Below are 16,588 nucleotides of genomic sequence, written 5' to 3' on the forward strand. Positions count from 1 at the left end.
ACAAGCTTGCATAAGCAGGGAGCTATATCGCAATGAATGACTTATCCGGCATTGTAATCCCCGACAGCAAACTCGCCCGCGACGTCACGCAGTTCATTCGTGATACGGAAGACGACCTATTGTTCTTTCACTCCAGTCGCGTGTTCTTCTGGGGCGCTCTCGCGGGACAACGGCAGAATCTCAAGTACGACAACGAGCTTCTTTACGTAGCGGCTATGTTTCACGATGTTGGCCTGACTGCACCCTACCACAACAGTCAGCGTCGTTTCGAAGTGGATGGCGCTGACGCAGCGCGAGACTTCTTGTTGACTTACGACATTCCAGGAGCCGACATCGAGAAAGTGTGGAACGCGATCGCTCTGCATACGACACCCGGCATTCCTGAGCACATGCATCCGGAGATATCCCTAGTGCAGGTTGGTGCAGGAATGGATGTCGCCGGTCGCGGATACAAGGACTTCACCGACGAGCAACGTCAGGCGGTCGTTACGGCTTATCCTCGCGGCGCCGATTTCAAAAATGCGATGATAAATTCGTTCTACGAAGGAATGAAGGACCGGCCAAGCACGACGTTCGGCACGTTCAACGACGACATCTTGGCCTATAAGGACCCGACGTTCCAAAGGGTCGACCTTTGTAGTGTTATCTTTCATTCTCCATGGGATCATTGATTGACGATCGAGCTGCTGTTGAGTTTTGCCTTTTGGTGGTGGACTCAACCGATCGCTGCACGAGTCGCGAACTTCTCCGCTGGTGTCTGATAGAGCAAGACCTCTCGCGCCGCTTAGCGGAAGTCGCTGATATGTATCCGGCCTGTTGATTGGCTCGCGGGCCGTTGCCTTGCTGCGGATACGCACGCACCTTTGGCCTCATTAGCGGACAGGTTTTCGAGTAACCATTTGCGCCACCAGGCTCTGGGCACGTCGATTGATCCGTTCCATGCAGCTTCTCAATCGCGAACTGATTTGGAGGTTGAGGGCCTCGATGGTTTCGACCTCAAGTCTGTGGGCGTCGAAGGCCTTTCCGTTATAGAGCACGCTCCAGGCAACTCCAGATAGGCGGCCTTAGCGTTCGAGAGGGGGGGGCTGCGCCGAGCTTTCGCGGTGCCCTTGGCATATAACCACGTCCCCACGGTACCCAAGACTTTATCGTGCTGCCGTATTGCGCCGACCACGATAAAGCCGTCCGTATGCAAATTCCATATCTGGTCACAAAATCTCAGCTGTCAACAGCGCGAGCGAAGACGCCGTCGGACCGCTATTCGCGCAAAGGGAACATTGTGGCAGTAAGACGCAGACGCACTCAGAGCGTCTTTTACGGCCGGCCCAAGTCGCCTATAGCTCTTTCTGCAGGAGCTTAAAATGGATCTGAAACAAATTTCCTACTTCATGTGGGTCTATGAGGAAGGAAGCTTCAGCAGAGCTGCTGCCAAAGCCAATGTGGTGCAGAGCGCGCTCAGCATGCAGATCCGCCGGATCGAGGACGAGTTCGGCGTTCTCCTGTTCAACCGATTGTCGCGTGGGGTCGAGCCGACCGATGCCGGGCGCAAATTTTACGAGCGCTGCATTCCGATCGCGCGCAATTTCGCGCTGGCCCAAGAAGAGCTGACTGGCGCCAGCGAGACGTCGGTCGTGTCGGGGATCGTTCGCGTCGGGCTCCCCGGTTCGTTCAACCGGGGAATTCTCAGTTCGGTGCTGCTGCCTTTCATGGAGCGTTATCCGGACGTTGAGCTGACGATCTCCGAAGCGTACACCGGCACGCTGGTCGACTGGGTCCGCGAAGGCAATGTCGACTTTGCACTCGGCGTGAGGCCTTCCGAAGAAGGCGGCCTCATTCAGAAGCTGATCTATCGCGATCATGTGGTGCTGATGTCTGGAACGCCGCTGAACGGCGCGCCGTTTCGCCCATGCGATCTCGGCAAGATGGACAATCTGAAGCTGATCCTGCCCGGCCAGAACCAAAGCTTTGGCGCGCTGGTTCAGTCCTACATTGCGAAGGGACTGTTGAAGCCGACGAGAACGATCGAGATCAACGGCACCGCGGGCGCGTTCGAGCTGGCGAGCTCGTCGGATTGGGGCGTGCTCACGCCGTTCATCTCGCTCTGCCGCGAGCCGGGACCGTCGGGCGTCTACATCTATCCGGTCGCGAGCCCAGCGATCCCTTTCGATCTCTACCTTGTCTATGACAAGCGGCGGCCGCCGAATGCTGCGGCGCGTCAGCTGATTGCGGCCATTGAAGCTGAATTGCGGATTGTCGATGGCCTATGGCGCTCGGTCAGCGCGCCGCAGGCGTAACTTAACCATCAGGTTTCAAGATAGCTCCTATCACCTAGCGCATGCTTTCCCCGCCGGGAACTGAGGTGCAGTTTGCGGCCAACGAGTTGTCGCGTGGGCTCTCGTCGTCATCGCTGATGGCGTCGGGATGTCGGCGAGACACCCAGCCGCGTCCAACTAGCGCGGCAAAAAACGATCAAAAAGGGGGAAGCGTGAATGCAAAGTCCATCATTGGCTTACACGAAGAAGGAGAAGAACAGCGTTTTGTTTTCGACGCTGTTCGGATATGGGCTCGATTTCTACAATATCCTGATCATCTCCTTCATCATGGGCGCCATTCAGAAGTCGCTCAATCTTAGCCTCACGGAAGCGGGCGTCATTACTACGGTCACTCTGGCCGGTTCGGTGATCGGCGGCGTTCTGTTCGGATGGCTGGGCGATCGCGTCGGCCGGAAGAACTCGTTGCTCTGGACGCTCGGCCTCTTTTCGGTGGGCGCAATCCTGTCGGCCTTCGCCTGGGACTTCAATTCCCTCCTAGTCACGCGCGCCATCACTGGCATCGGCCTCGGCGGTGAGTGGGGTGCCGGCATCGTGTTGTTCAACGAAGTCTGGGACAAGAAACGCCGCGGCTTCGGCAGTTCGGTGATCCAGGCGGCATCGACCGGCGGCATCGCCGCGGCCTCCATCGTCTCTGTCTGGGCGCTGAGCTCGTTCAGCCCGGATTGGGGTTGGCGCGTCGCGCTCCTGACCGGTGGCGCACCTATCGTCCTGATGATCTATGTCCGTTTCTGGATGCCGGAATCCAAGCTATGGCTCGAATATGAGCGCATGCGCGCCGCCGGCGAACTGCCGCCGGAAAAGGCGCAGGCTTCGAGTCCGCTGATCGAGATCTTCAAGGGAGCCTCACTGCGCTATACGCTGCTCGGCATCCTGGTGGTGTCCGGCTACATGTTCGCATTCTATTCGGTGACGGTCTTCATGCCGGCCTTCATGCGCTCGCTCGGCGCCGAGTCTGAAGCGATCCGGACCGTGACCATCGTCTTCTCCTGCGGTCTCGCCGCAGCCTTCCTGATCTTCGGCTGGTTTACCGACAGTCTAGGCCGCAAGGTTGGTGTGGTATTTCCGACCCTGATCAGCATCGTCGGTTTTATCGGCATCTACTATTCGGCAGGCACGGCGTTTCCCGGCTCGCTAATCGCATGGCCGCTGTTCGCCTGGTACGTGCTGTGGGGCGTCGGCCAGACGGCTGCCGGCATGTTCGGTTGCTGGTTCTCCGAACTCTATCCGGTAGAGCTCCGCTCCTCCGCCGTCTCGACCATCTACATGGTTGGCCGCGGAATCGGCAGCATCGCGCCGTTCGTCGTCCCGATGGTCGCCACGCATACGACCAGCGGAATTGCCGGCGGCATGCTGGCCGGGTTGGGGGCGGCCGTGATCTGCGTGATCGCAGCCCTGCTGCTTCCCGAAACCGCGGGACGATCGTTTTCCGTGATCGAGACGAAGGCGCGTTCCGCAACCTAATTGCGGCTCACCGGTCAATCGCGATCTGCCGAGCCTCTGCCGCCTCGGTAGGTCCCTCATCTCGCATCAATCAAGGAGCCGTCATGGATCGCAGCATGATGTTCGATCTCAAGGGACAAATCGCCTTCGTCACCGGCGCGGCGAAGGGGCTGGGCCTCGCGATGGCTGAAATTGTCGCTCAATCGGGAGCGCGGGTCGTGATGACCGACATCGATCCAGAGGCGCTCGCCGCGTCAACGGAGCGGCTCGCGGCACAGGGTCTCGATGTCGTCGGCCAGGTGCTCGATGTCGCCGATGTCGATCTGCTGACCCGGACCATCGATCAGGTCGCGGAAACCCATGGCCGGCTCGATATCGTGTTCGCCAATGCCGGGCTCTCCGCGGGATCGGGGCCGCTGACCGAAGCGGGCCGCCTCGCCAATACCGATATGGAGCGATGGAATCGTCTGTTGACGATCAATCTCACCAGCGTCTTCATGACCATCCGTGCGGCATCGGCGCATATGGTCAAGCAGCGTTACGGCCGGATCATCGTCACGGCCTCGATCGCAGGCGTGCGCGGTGAGAAGATGTGCGGCTACGCCTATGCCGCCACCAAGGCCGCTGTGAGCAATCTCGTGCGCCAGAGCTCGATCGAACTCTCTGCGAGCGATGTTACGGTGAATGCGATCGCCCCCGGCGCGCTCCTGACCGATATCGGCAACGGACGCCTTCATGATCCCGAGGTCGCTGCCGGATTCAGCAGCGATGTGCCGATGGGACGTCTCGGCATGCCCGATGAGATCAAAGGACTGGCGCTGCTGCTGGCGTCTCCCGCCGCCAGCTACATCACCGGCGCGGTCATTCCCGTGGACGGTGGAGCAACAGCTTCTTGAGGGGACCGAAGATGACACATCTGCGGGGCAAAGTGGCCGCAGTGACCGGCGCGGCGCAGGGGCTTGGCGCAGCTTTCGCCGTCGCACTTGCGGAGTCGGGAGCTTCCGTTCTGGTTGGCGATCTCGCATCGACCGAACAGACTTGCGAAGCCATCCGCGCAGCCGGCGGAACCGCTAAGGGCGTCAGCCTCGACGTGACGTCGTCGACGTCAGTTCAAGCTTTTATCGACCAAGCGGTCGCGTCCTTTGGTCGCCTCGACATTATGGTGAACAATGCGGCGATCTCCGGCTCAATCAAGTTGAGCGCATTGACCGATGTCAGCACCGAAGAGTGGGATCGGGTCATGACGGTCAATGCCCGCGGCACCTTCGAATGCATCAAGGGCGCGGTTGGCCCGATGAAAGCACGCGGCTATGGAAAGATCATCAATCTTACCTCCGGAACGGCGATCAAGGGCTCGCCCGGACTTCCTCATTATGTCGCGTCGAAAGGCGCTATCATTTCGCTGACGCGTGCCGCGGCGCGCGAGCTCGGTGAATTCGGCATCCGCGTGAATGCGCTCGCGCCCGGTTTGACTATGAGCGAGGCGATGAAGTCCAATCCGAGCTGGTCCGGCAGCGTGCTGGCGAACAATGTCGCCTCGCGCGCCATCAAGCGTGAGGCTGTGCCTGGCGATCTTATCGGGGCGCTGCTGTTTCTGGCGTCATCGGAAAGCGATTTCATCACCGGCCAGACGCTGTCCGTCGATGGCGGATCGGTGATGAACTAAGCGCGCAGCGATCTGCGTCCGATATCAGAGAAGGCGATATCAACTATCACCGTTTGACGCGGATCAGGCGTCGCGAAGACGAGTAAGAGTCAGTCGAGGCGCGTTATGCGCAAGTAGACATTGCCCATGACGGGGTCAACCAAAGGGACGGATATGAGTTCTACAGAATTCAGAATTAAACACGTCGTCGCGGGTGGGTTCCACACCCGCTATCTGGAAGCGGGCGAGCCTTCGAATCCAAAGCTCGTTCTGGTTCATGACGGGGCGTTCGGAACGACTGCGCAATTGTGCTGGGAGGGGATCCTAGGCGCGCTTGGTCGCGACTATCACATCCTGGCACCGGAGCTGCTCGGTTGGGGCGGGACCGACAAGGTCGTCTATTTCGATCGCTCACCCTATGCGGCGCGCATTCCGCATATCGCCGGTTTCGTCCGCGAACTCGGGATCGAGCGTGCAGACTATCTCGGCTCGTCTTTTGGCGGTTCACTAATCATGCGCGCGACCGTCGCGCCGGGAAATCCATGGAATATCCGCCGCGCGATGTCACTGTCCGGATCTGGCGGCCCGTATCGCTTGCAGTCGGGGATCGAGGCGCTGGCCGATTATACGCCGAGTATCGAAGCAGCGACCAAGCTCACCGAACTGATCGCCGGCTCCACCGACGGGCTCGGTGATCACATTCGGCAACGGCACGAAAATAGCCTCATTGCCGGTCATTGGGAAACACTGATGGCGCCGCGGCTGAAGAACCCGTCAGTCCAGCGCACGCCGCCCGCTGATAACTATCTCGACCTGCTGGCGAAGACCAAAGTGCCGTCGGTGCTCGTCGAGGGCCTTCGGGATCCGTTGCTGGAGAAGGGTTGGGCGGCCAAGCTCGCCGAGCTGTCGCCCCTGATCTCGTCGATGACGATCGATGCAGGCCATGAGGCAAATATCGAATGCCCCGACAAGGTCGTCGACCTCGTTCGCTCGCATTTCACTGCCTAGGATAGCCATGATGAATCTCGCCAGCCCCCAACACGTCGCAGCATCCCAGCTGGAAGGCGTGAGCAAGCTTGATCACGTCGACCCCATTGTCGCAAGCGATGAAGAGATCGCACGTGCCGTGGTCGATGCCGATCTGCCAGCGCTGTTGGCGGCGCTGGCAGTTCTCACCGACAATGACTCGCTGATCGCCGAGGACTTGCGGCCGCCGCCTTCGAAAATGGGAGCGTCGATCAAGCCGCAGGGGGGGCTAAGCCCGGAGGCGCAGGACAGAGCGCGGGCACTTATTACTCGCGCTCTGATCGATTACCGGGACTGCGGATCGCCGCCTCCCGATCCGGCGGCACCATTACTTGTGCGCGCGATGAATTTTCTCGCGCGTGACGCCGGCGACGAATATCTGCCTTTGCTGAAGCACGAACTCGCACTGCCTTGCGACATCGGTGCGCCCGACTGGCATAAGTCCGATATTGCGCCGGATCGCGACTTTTCGGTCGCCGTGATCGGCGCCGGCCTGTCCGGCGTCGCAGCCGCACACCGGTTGGAGCAGGCGGGGGTCCGCTACAGGGTTTTTGAAAAGAACCCCGATGTGGGCGGGGTGTGGTGGGAAAATCGCTATCCCGGCTGCCGCCTCGACACGCCGAATTTCGCTTACAGCTATTCGTTCGCCCAAAAACAGGATTGGCCCGAGCAGTTCTCGCGCCAGTCTGAAATCCAGAAATATGTTTCGACCGTCGCTAACGCGACGTCGATCCGTCAAAATGTAACCTTCGAGACCGAAGTGATCTCGATGACCTATGCGGACGCAGCCGCACATTGGCTGATTGAGACGCGGGACAAAAACGGCCAGGTCCGTACGGAGGCATTCAACGCCATCATCACCGCTACCGGGCAGCTCAATCAGCCGTCTTATCCAGATATTGCTGGGCTGCGGTCTTTTGGCGGAAAACTCTTCCATTCGGCGCGATGGCCCGAAGGTCTCGATGCCAGTGGCAAACGTGTCGCGGTGATCGGTACGGGCGCGAGCGCCTATCAGATCGTGCCGTCCATCGTGAGCGAGGTTGCCGAACTATTCGTGTTCCAGCGCAACGCTCCATGGATGTTGCCGACACCGAACTATCATGAGGAGATCAAGTCAGGCATGGCCTGGCTACTGCGTCACGTTCCTTACTATGGCCGCTGGTTTCGTTTCTGGCAGTTCTGGATCGCGGCAGAGGGGCGTCTGCCGCTGGTCGAAGTCGAGCAGGACTGGGATCATCCGATTTCGGTCGGCCGTGCAAATGAAAGCCTTCGTCTCGAATGCATCGAGCATTTAAAGTCGCAGCTGTTGGACCGTCCGGACTTGCTTGAAAAACTGACGCCGACGTATCCGCCGGGCGCCAAGCGCATGTTGCGCGACAATGGTGTGTGGGCCGCCGCGCTCAAGCAGCCGCATACGAAGCTGGTCACGGACAGCATCCTGCGCATCGAAGAGCGCGGAATCGTCTCGGCCGACGGCGTACTGCATGAGGTCGATATCATCGTCCTCGCGACGGGTTTCCAAGCATCCGACTATCTTACGCCCATCAAGGTGACCGGCCGCGACGGCAAGGATCTGCATCAGTGGTGGGCCGGCGATTGCCGCGCCTTTCTCGGCATCACCATGCCGGGGTTCCCAAACCTGTTCATGACCGGCGGGCCGACCACCGGCGTCGTCGTCAATGGAAGCGCGATTTTCTCAGCGGAATGCGCGGTCGAATATGCGCTGTCTGCGGTTGGCGAATTGCTCGCTGGTGGATATGCCGCGATGGATGTCCGGCAGGCGCCGTTCGATGTGTTCAATGATCGCGTCGATGCCGGTAATTTGACGAAAGCCTGGGGCGTGGCGAAAACCACGAGCTGGTATAAGAACCGCTTCGGTAGGGCATCGCAGACTTGGCCATTTTCGCTCCTCGAATATTGGCGGCTGACTGAAAAAGCAAATACTGCCGACTATGAAATGATCCAGTGTTAGTTCTAAGCATGTGGCAGATTGCTGCCAGTTTGAGGAAAAGAAGATGCCGCATATTTCCGTGAAGTTATATCAAGGTCGCAGCCACGAGCAAAAGCAGATGCTGGCCGACGAAATGACCAAAACCCTAATGTCTGTTCTCGGCTCTAAAAGAGAGGCGATCTCCGTCGGTATCGAAGATATCGCTAAAGATGATTGGGCGGAGCTCGTCGAAAAGGCAGAAATTATAGCCAAACCTGAAACGATCTACAAACGATCAGGGACTTAAGAGAAAAACGGACTTACTGCGCGGGCCAACGCCTGCTGTTGGGCGCGAAGCGGTTATTCGGATGGTTGGATCATCCGTTATTTTAGGCCGCAATTATTGACCGCTCCCTGCAAAATGGCTGCCGCAATCCGGACAGCGTTGGCGAGAAGTTGCGTCATGCGCTCTCAGGTCGCAGTGCTACGCCGTTTTGTTAAAGCGTGTCGTGGAATTGTGAGCGACGTGGTATGGCGTTATGAACAGTGCATAATCTTGGCGCCTCGACAGGATCGAGGGCGGAGGCGCTTCAAATCGTCTTTCGAGGAGTACAGGCAGATGAATCGGCAGATCGTATTGGCTTGCCGCCCAAGGGGTGAACCAAAGCTTACCGATTTTGCGTTGAGAACAGGCCAACGCCCTGCTCCTGGGCCGCAACAATTTCTCCTGCGGACGGAGCTTTTGTCGCTCGATCCGTACATGCGCTGGCGGATGAATGATGGACCATCTTATGCGCCGCCGGTCGAGTTAGGCACTCCAATGGTCGGAAGTACCATCAGCCGGGTGGTCGCGTCCCGACACTCCGACTTTACAGAGGGGGAGGTGGTGCTGGGCCGAGCTGGCTGGCAAGACTTTGCACTGTCAGACGGCACGGATGTTCGCAAGCTCGCGGACCTGAAAGCGCCGGTGTCGGCTGCACTCGGCATTCTCGGTTCACCCGGCCTGACCGCCTACACCGGTTTGCTGAATATTGGACAACCGAAGCCGGGTGAGACGCTCGTCGTCGCCGCAGCGACGGGGCCAGTCGGGGCGCTGGTCGGGCAGATCGGCAGGCTCAAGGGGTGCCGGGTCGTGGCTGTAGCCGGCGGCACAGAGAAATGTGCCTACGCACGGGACGTGCTTGGCTTCGATGCGGCGATCGATCACCGCAGTCCCGACATGGCTGCGCAACTCAAGGCGGCGTGCCCGAACGGGATCGATATCTATTTCGAGAATGTCGGCGGCGCGGTCTGGGAAGCAATCCACCCGCTGTTAAACAACTTTGCCCGCATCCCGGTTTGCGGACTGGTGTCGCAATATAACGAGACGGGGAGCGTGCTCGGCAGCGGGGCGGATGCGGCCGACCTGATGCGCACGGCCTTGGTGAAGCGTCTCACTATTCGCGGGTTCATCGTCACCGATTTCATTGGGCAAATGAGTGATTTTCAACGCGATGTCGGCGGCTGGCTTGCCGAAGGCAAGCTGGTTCACCGCGAGCAATTCGTCGACGGACTCGAAGCTGCGCCACAGGCATTTATCGGAATGCTGAAGGGGCAGAACTTCGGCAAACTGATCGTTCGGGTCAGCTAGTCGAACTGTCCGGTCGTGAGAGTCATGCCGTGGTCAGGAAATCGACCACGGCGGAGGCCTGGGACCCCAACATTTCGCGACCGTAGACGACGGTGCAGCCGGCAGCGGCGGCCATACTTAGCAGGCGCGTATCGTCCGGCTTCATGACGATGTCCATCACCGTCAAGTGCGACGGGAGAGACGCCATCTGCAACGGGCACGCTTCGCCGTTCAGCATGCCGACCGGAGATGCGTTGATGACAATATCGGTGTCGTTTAGGTCCAGCTGCGGATCGGCCGTAGCGACGTCAAGATCGGGAAATGCTTGCCGGATGGTTTGCGCCGATGCCGCTGCACGCGCGCCATCAGGATCGACGATGCGGAGCGATCGCGGCGCCTGCGATGCCAGAGCCACGGCAATGGCGGAGCCGGCGCCACCCGCGCCGAGCAGCAGGATCCGGCCACCTGCGATGCTGACGCCGCGGCGTTGGAGCGCCGATACGCAGCCGAGGCCATCGAACATTTCGCCGATCCAGCCATCGCGCCGCTTCGACAGCACGCTGACCGTCCGCGTGACCTCGGCCTGTGGTCCCAGCCTGTCCATGAATGGCGTTGCGCGCCCTTTGTAGGGAACGGTGATGATCAATCCGTCGAGATTCTCGATCGCCATCATAGCAGGGAATAACGCATCGAAGCGGTCAGGCGTCAGGTGAAGCGGCAGCACGATCGCATCGAGGCCCCGGGCGACGAGTTCATAGGTGATGAATTCCGGTGAGCGGACCTGCGTGATGGGATTGCCGACGATGGCGAACAGGCGAGTCTTGCCCGAGATGTAATTCACACTGCGCGGAATGAACTGGTCGTTGATCATGAATTTCCCCGTCGCGCGGGCCCGATCGGAAAGTCGAACTGCGCTGCAAATTTCATTGACCTACCTGTAAGTCAGCGCTAAAGAACAGGCAAGCCACAAGGCAGTTGATGGGAGGTTACGCGTGCAGGATACGGATTTTCACGTCACGGTTGGCCAGTCGATCCGGTTTGCGAAGACCGTTTCGGAGAGCGATGTCTATCTCTTTGCCGGCATCACTGGTGACCTCTCGGACGTGCATTGCAACGAGCAGTTCATGGAGGCGTCGGCATTCGGCCATCGCATCGCCCATGGCGTGCTGTCGATGGGCTTCATGTCGACCGCATCAACGGTGATGTTCACGCCGCATGTCGAAAAATACGTTGGGCTGACGCCGGTCTCGCAGGGCTACGATCGCGTGCGTTTCGTCGGCCCGGTTTTCTTCGGTGACACGCTGACCGTGAGTTACACCATCGACAAGCTTGATGCGGCCAAGAACCGTGCATTCTCTAACGTTGAAGTGAAGAACCAGCGCGGCGAGGTGGTTGCTGCAGCCGTCCATATCATGAAGTGGGTGCCGGTTGCGTTATCCGCGAAGCATGCGGCCTGAGGGCGGTCGATGTCAGCTTTGCATGAATTGAATCGTGTGGCCTTGGTGACGGGCGGGCGTCGAGGCATCGGTCGCGCGAGCGCCTATGCGCTGGCCGAAAACGGCTTCGACGTCGTCATCAATGACCTCGAACATGATCGGTTAGCCGACGAAACGCTGAAGGGCATCGAATCGCGCGGGCGGAAGGCGGTGTTCGTACCCGGCGATCTCGCCGACCTCGGCGAGCATGAACGCATCGTGCGAGAGGCCCGCGCGGCGTTCGGTCCGATCACGTGCCTGCTGAACAATGCTGGCGTGCAGACGAAATTCCGCGGCGATATTCTGGACACGCCGCCGGAGAGCTTCGATCGTCTGATGTCGATCAATCTGCGAGCGTCGTTCTTCCTGACCCAGCGAGTCGCCCGGCAGATGCGCACGGACGATGCCGGCGACCGCACACAGCCGCAGCGTTCGATCATTTTCATCTCGTCCGGCAATGCCGTGATCGCAACGCCGGTGCAGCCCGAATACTGCATTTCAAAGGCCGGCGTGGCGATGATGAGCACGCTCTATGCGTTGCGACTGGCGGAATATGGCATTGCTGTGCATGAGGTCCGGCCAGGCATTATCCAGACAGACATGACCAAGGACGTGTTCGACAAGTACAATGGCTGGGTAGAGGCGGGCGGTTTCCCGATGGCTCGTTGGGGGCAGGCCGAGGATGTCGGCAATACGGTCGCGCAACTGGCGTCCGGCCGGATGCCCTATTCGACGGGCCAGGCATTCTTCGTCGATGGCGGCATGCACATCCGCCGCACCTAGATAACTGCTCAAAATTTGGCTCCGCTTCCCGTCGTCCGCAGCGCCGGACGTTCCGATCGATTGAGGACATGATGTACAACTATGCTGGAAACGTTGCGATCGTCACCGGCGCTGCGATGGGTATCGGGCGCGCCATCGCCCGCAAGTTGACGGCCGAGGGCTGTCATGTCGAGCTGTGGGATAACAATGCGGAGGCGCTGGAGCGAACATTCGCCGAATTGCGGGCGTCCGGCGCTGCGGTGTCGAAAGCGGTCGTTGACGTGACGGATCTCGAGAGGGTCAAGAACAGTCTCGCCGAAGTCGTAAAGGCACGCGGGCAGGTGGACATTCTGGTCAACAATGCCGGCACAGGGCAGGTGGCGTCGATCATCGACGATCGACCGGAAGACTTCGAATTCACCATGCGGTTGAATGTCTCGGGCACCTTCAATTGCTGCCATGCCGTCGTGCCTACGATGCTGGCGCGAAGGTCCGGTCGCATCATCAATATCTCCTCGTGGTTCGGCAAAGTCGGGCGGCCGAGCTCGCTGGCCTACTGCGCCTCGAAGTTTGCGATCCTTGGCATGACCCAGTCGATGGGGCTCGATCTTGCAGCGCACGGAATTCGTGTGAATGCCGTCTGCCCGGGGGCGATCGCCAATACGCATATGCGCCAGGTCGCCGACGAGCAGCTCGTTGCCAAGGGGCTACCGACCGCCGCCGAGCGCGCGCACACGATCCCGCTCGGGCGGCTGGGCGAACCGAAGGACGTCGCGAATGTCGTGGCGTTCCTGCTATCGGATCAGGCGGACTACATGACGGGGCAGGGCATCAACGTCACCGGTGGATTGTGGATGAACTAAATGCGCCATTTCGCGCAAGGGCGCAGCTGCTTGACAGTCTTGAAAAATTTAACTTACGTGTAGGTCAGTTAATCGGCGGAAGCCGCACGCAAAAAATGCAGGGAGATGACGTTGTACGAGCTGATGGAATTCGTCGTCCGCGGAGCGTTCTTGGGAGTCATTTATGGCCTCCTAGCGTTTCCTATCAGTCTCGTTTTCGCGACGACGGGCTCGGTCGATCTTGCGGTCGGTGCCTATACCGTGCTCGCCGTCGCCATCGCATGGGCCGTCGGCGGCCCCGCCGGCATCGTGCTCGGGATTGCCGCCGCAGTGCTGTCATCGGCGATCGTCGGCTTCATCTCTATGCGCTTAAACCGGCCCGGGACCTTCGATCACATCACCGCAGTGCTTGGGACGTTCGGCCTCGCGACATTCCTCGAATCCTTCATTCTCACGGTCTATGGCAAGGACCCGATGGCGCGGCAGATGTTCGATACGTTCTGGGACGTGCTTGGCGTCCGGATTTCGCCGCAGGCGCTGATCAACATCGTCGTCTGCCTGCTGCTGCTCGTCGCGCTCTACGTGCTGCTATACCGCACTCCCTTTGGCCGCATGATGCGGGCCAGCGCGATCAACCCGCTGGGCGCCGCGTTGAACGGCATTCCGGTGCAGACGATTTGGTTCTGTACCTACCTGCTCGGTGGTTTCCTTGCAGGAGTCGCCGGGATCCTGGTGTTGTACACGACCGGCGCCGACTACAGCACCGGCCTGTCGCTGACCATTTCTGGCTTTGGCGCGGCCATCATCTTCGGCATGAACAGCCCGTTGCGTGGCTTCGCCGGTGGCCTCGTCACCGGCCTAGTGCAGGTGTTGAGCTCGGCTTATCTGCCGGGCGGCTGGGTGACGGCCGCACCGATGATCTTCATATTCGTCGTTCTCGCCCTCGGGCCCATGAACCGAATTGCAGCAACCGGAGGACGCGTCTGATGATGTTGCGCACCCGCGACAGGCTGAGACCTGCATTCATCCTCTTTGTCATCATCGCCGCATTGACGCCCTTCATCGTCGGACGCCCGTTCTGGCTCGACAATTCGATTCTGATCGCGGTGTTCTCGCTGATGGCGCTGTCGGTCGGGATGTCCTACGGCCAGGCCGGCATTCTCTCGGTGGCGACCGCCGGCTTCGCGTCGGTCGGTGCTTACGCAACCAGTATCGTCACCGCGCATTATGGATTGTCGCCGCTGCTTGGGCTGCTGCTCGCCGTGATACTTCCGATGCTGATGGGGTATCCGATGGCGCGGGCCATCACGCGGCTGTCCCCGATGCCGCTGTCAATCGCGACGCTTCTGCTCAGCATGGTTCTCGAAATCGCCATCCGCGAAGGCGGCGACTTCACGGGCGGCTATATCGGCCTGTCCGGCATTCCGAACTTGCCATTCGCGCCCAACCTGGAATCGATGCACGTGCTGTCGTGGTCGATCGTCATTGTCGTGATCGCGCTGTACGCCAATCTCACGCATTCGGCGATCGGGCGCGCGGTCAAGACCGCGCGGCACGATCCGCTGCGTGCTACCGCCGACGGCGTCGACGTTCCGAAGATCCTTGCCAGCTACTTCGCTTTGTCCGCGGCGGTGGCCGGGGTCGCCGGTTGGCTCTATGCACATCACCTCATGTATATGGGGCCTGACTCGCTCACCATCCACGTCTCCATTAAGACGATGCTGATGACGGTCATCGGCGGCGCCCAGACCTTTCTTGGCCCCGTCCTGGGCGCAGCCTTCCTGACCCTGTTGACGCTCTACCTGCCCGCGTCCGAAGCGCAGGGCATGATCTTCGGCGCCACGCTTGTGTTCGTCCTGCTGGTCGCACCGCGCGGAATTCTCGGAACCGATTGGATGGAACTGTTGTCACGCCGGAAGTCGCGCGAAGCGCCGGTCGCCAGCGTGGCACGCACGAGCGAGCGCGCGGCATGAGTGTCGATGTTCACGAGGTGAGTGTTAAATTCGGCGGCGTCACTGCCCTCAAAAACGTCTCGCTGACGCTCGAACGCGGCCGTATCCTGGCCGTGATCGGTCCCAACGGCTCCGGCAAAAGCACGCTGTTCAATTCGATCACGGGAATGGTTGCCGCCGCCGGCGGAAAGATCGCGGTCGATGGCGTCGCCGTCGACGCCATGGCGCCGAACAGCCGTATCGCGCTTGGGCTGGCGCGCACGTTCCAGACGCCGCGTTTCGATCCGCACGTCACCGTGCAGGAAGCTGTGCTCTGCGGCTTCTACCCGGTGTCGAAGCCCGGCATGTTTTCGTCGCTGCTGCGCTCGCCGGCCGTAGCCCGCGAAGAGCGCGGATTTAGTGAGCGATGCACCGAGATCCTGAAAGAGCTGCGGCTGACGAAGTACAGCGCGACGAAGATGGGCGAGCTGCCGATGGGGCAGGTTCGGCTTGTTGAGGTCGCGCGCGCGGTCGCCAACAATCCGAAATATATCCTGCTCGACGAGCCGGCCGCTGGATTGGCGCGCGATGAACAGGCGATGCTTAGCACCGAAGTCCGCCGCCTAGCCGAAAAAGGTGTCGGCGTTCTTCTGGTCGAGCACAATTTCAACCTCATTCGCGAATTGGCAGAGCATGTAATCGTGCTCAACCGAGGCGCTATGCTGATGTCCGGCCGCGCCGAGGACGTCGCGCGGGACAAGGCCTTTATCGACGTCTATCTCGGAAGCAGCGGTAGGTGACGGGGCAGCCATGAACATCATGTCATCTAATGTCGTATCTTCCCACGCGGCGCCGGCCGGTCGGCACGCGATCTCCTGTGCGAACGTGTCCGCGCGCTACGGGCGGATAACCGTCGTCTCGGACGTCACGTTCGCCGTCGTTGCGGGTGAAATGGTGGCCGTCCTTGGGGCCAACGGCGCTGGAAAGAGCAGCCTGCTCGGATCGATCGCGGGTAATGTTTCAGGAAGCGGCCGGATCGAGATCTACGGAAACTCGGTGGGATCCTATCCGTCGCATAAACGCGCCGTCAGCGGGCTGTCGCTGGTGCCCGAGCAACGCCGCAATGTTTTTGCGGCAATGTCGGTGAAGGAAAATATCGATTTGGGCCTGCGCCTTCTGCCTGTCGATGAACGGGAAGAACAGCGCGACTTCATCATGAGTCTGTTCCCGATCCTGAAGGAGCGGCAATCGGCGGGTGCCGGCATGCTAAGCGGTGGTGAACAGCAGATGCTCGCGATCAGCCTCGCGCTCGGACGGAAGCCCGACGTTATCATCTTCGATGAACCGACGCAGGGGCTGGCGCCTGCCGTGTTCGATACGCTCGAGCATGCATTCACGGTTCTGAAGCAACGCGGCCTGGCGATGATCCTCGCCGAGCAGAACGTGCCTTTCGCGGCCCGTGTCGCTGATCGCTACGTGATCCTTTCACAAGGCAGCATAGTCCGCGAAGGCCCGGGATCCGATCTCAAGAATCCGGAAGATATCGCGGAAGTCTTCCTGGGAAGCAAGTAAACGACACGTCAAATAAAATATTG

At 60.1% G+C, this 16,588-nt stretch carries 17 protein-coding genes; 16 read left to right on the forward strand and 1 reads right to left on the reverse strand.

The window, feature by feature from the left end; genetic code table 11:
* The first annotated feature begins 32 nt into the window (after positions 1-32).
* The 9 genes from AC1RLZ_RS29200 (at position 33) to curA (ending at position 10,004) form a co-directional block, all read left to right on the forward strand.
* Positions 33-671 carry an HD domain-containing protein gene (locus AC1RLZ_RS29200; RefSeq protein WP_493191502.1) on the forward strand — a complete coding sequence of 213 codons (639 nt, stop codon included), beginning with the start codon at positions 33-35 and terminating at the stop codon, positions 669-671.
* A gap of 690 nt (positions 672-1,361) precedes the next feature.
* A complete protein-coding gene (locus AC1RLZ_RS29205; protein WP_493191503.1) occupies positions 1,362-2,294 on the forward strand; it encodes a LysR family transcriptional regulator in 933 nt (310 codons plus the stop codon).
* Positions 2,295-2,489: 195 nt separating this feature from the next.
* Entirely contained in the window at positions 2,490-3,794 is a 1,305-nt protein-coding gene (locus AC1RLZ_RS29210; RefSeq protein ID WP_493191504.1) for an MFS transporter, read from the forward strand.
* A gap of 83 nt (positions 3,795-3,877) precedes the next feature.
* Positions 3,878-4,669 carry an SDR family NAD(P)-dependent oxidoreductase gene (locus tag AC1RLZ_RS29215; RefSeq protein WP_493191505.1) on the forward strand — a complete coding sequence of 264 codons (792 nt, stop codon included), beginning with the start codon at positions 3,878-3,880 and terminating at the stop codon, positions 4,667-4,669.
* Positions 4,670-4,680: 11 nt separating this feature from the next.
* Positions 4,681-5,439 carry an SDR family NAD(P)-dependent oxidoreductase gene (locus AC1RLZ_RS29220; RefSeq protein WP_493191506.1) on the forward strand — a complete coding sequence of 253 codons (759 nt, stop codon included), beginning with the start codon at positions 4,681-4,683 and terminating at the stop codon, positions 5,437-5,439.
* Between the two features lie 153 nt (positions 5,440-5,592).
* Positions 5,593-6,426: an alpha/beta fold hydrolase gene (locus tag AC1RLZ_RS29225; protein WP_493191507.1), complete on the forward strand. Its 834-nt coding sequence runs from the start codon at positions 5,593-5,595 to the stop codon at positions 6,424-6,426.
* A gap of 10 nt (positions 6,427-6,436) precedes the next feature.
* Entirely contained in the window at positions 6,437-8,416 is a 1,980-nt protein-coding gene (locus AC1RLZ_RS29230; protein WP_493191508.1) for a flavin-containing monooxygenase, read from the forward strand.
* A 43-nt stretch (positions 8,417-8,459) separates the two neighbouring features.
* A complete protein-coding gene (locus tag AC1RLZ_RS29235) occupies positions 8,460-8,681 on the forward strand; it encodes a tautomerase family protein (protein WP_493191509.1) in 222 nt (73 codons plus the stop codon).
* A 312-nt stretch (positions 8,682-8,993) separates the two neighbouring features.
* Positions 8,994-10,004 carry an NADPH-dependent curcumin/dihydrocurcumin reductase gene (gene curA / locus AC1RLZ_RS29240; protein WP_493191510.1) on the forward strand — a complete coding sequence of 337 codons (1,011 nt, stop codon included), beginning with the start codon at positions 8,994-8,996 and terminating at the stop codon, positions 10,002-10,004.
* A gap of 22 nt (positions 10,005-10,026) precedes the next feature.
* On the opposite strand, the gene AC1RLZ_RS29245 is transcribed toward curA, so the two are convergent.
* Complete coding sequence (locus AC1RLZ_RS29245) at positions 10,027-10,854, reverse strand: shikimate dehydrogenase family protein (protein WP_493191511.1); 828 nt, start codon at positions 10,852-10,854, stop codon at positions 10,027-10,029.
* Positions 10,855-10,975: 121 nt separating this feature from the next.
* Between AC1RLZ_RS29245 and AC1RLZ_RS29250 the strand changes: the two genes are divergently transcribed.
* From AC1RLZ_RS29250 to AC1RLZ_RS29280, 7 genes are all read left to right on the forward strand, one after another.
* Entirely contained in the window at positions 10,976-11,440 is a 465-nt protein-coding gene (locus tag AC1RLZ_RS29250; RefSeq protein ID WP_493191512.1) for a MaoC family dehydratase, read from the forward strand.
* Positions 11,441-11,476: 36 nt separating this feature from the next.
* Entirely contained in the window at positions 11,477-12,241 is a 765-nt protein-coding gene (locus tag AC1RLZ_RS29255) for a 3-ketoacyl-ACP reductase (protein WP_493191513.1), read from the forward strand.
* Between the two features lie 71 nt (positions 12,242-12,312).
* Positions 12,313-13,083 carry an SDR family NAD(P)-dependent oxidoreductase gene (locus tag AC1RLZ_RS29260; protein WP_493191514.1) on the forward strand — a complete coding sequence of 257 codons (771 nt, stop codon included), beginning with the start codon at positions 12,313-12,315 and terminating at the stop codon, positions 13,081-13,083.
* Positions 13,084-13,206: 123 nt separating this feature from the next.
* A complete protein-coding gene (locus tag AC1RLZ_RS29265) occupies positions 13,207-14,049 on the forward strand; it encodes a branched-chain amino acid ABC transporter permease (RefSeq protein WP_493191540.1) in 843 nt (280 codons plus the stop codon).
* Entirely contained in the window at positions 14,049-15,035 is a 987-nt protein-coding gene (locus AC1RLZ_RS29270) for a branched-chain amino acid ABC transporter permease (RefSeq protein ID WP_493191515.1), read from the forward strand. Before AC1RLZ_RS29265 ends, AC1RLZ_RS29270 begins: the two co-directional genes overlap by 1 nt.
* Positions 15,032-15,793 (forward strand): ABC transporter ATP-binding protein, encoded by a 762-nt coding sequence (locus AC1RLZ_RS29275; protein ID WP_493191516.1) that lies wholly within the window; start codon positions 15,032-15,034, stop codon positions 15,791-15,793. The genes AC1RLZ_RS29270 and AC1RLZ_RS29275 overlap by 4 nt, the downstream gene beginning before the upstream one ends.
* Before the next feature lie 10 nt (positions 15,794-15,803).
* Positions 15,804-16,565 (forward strand): ABC transporter ATP-binding protein, encoded by a 762-nt coding sequence (locus AC1RLZ_RS29280; protein WP_493191517.1) that lies wholly within the window; start codon positions 15,804-15,806, stop codon positions 16,563-16,565.
* Positions 16,566-16,588: the final 23 nt, after the last annotated feature.

It is taken from the genome of Tardiphaga sp. GW822-FHT04G09 (assembly GCF_058800725.1).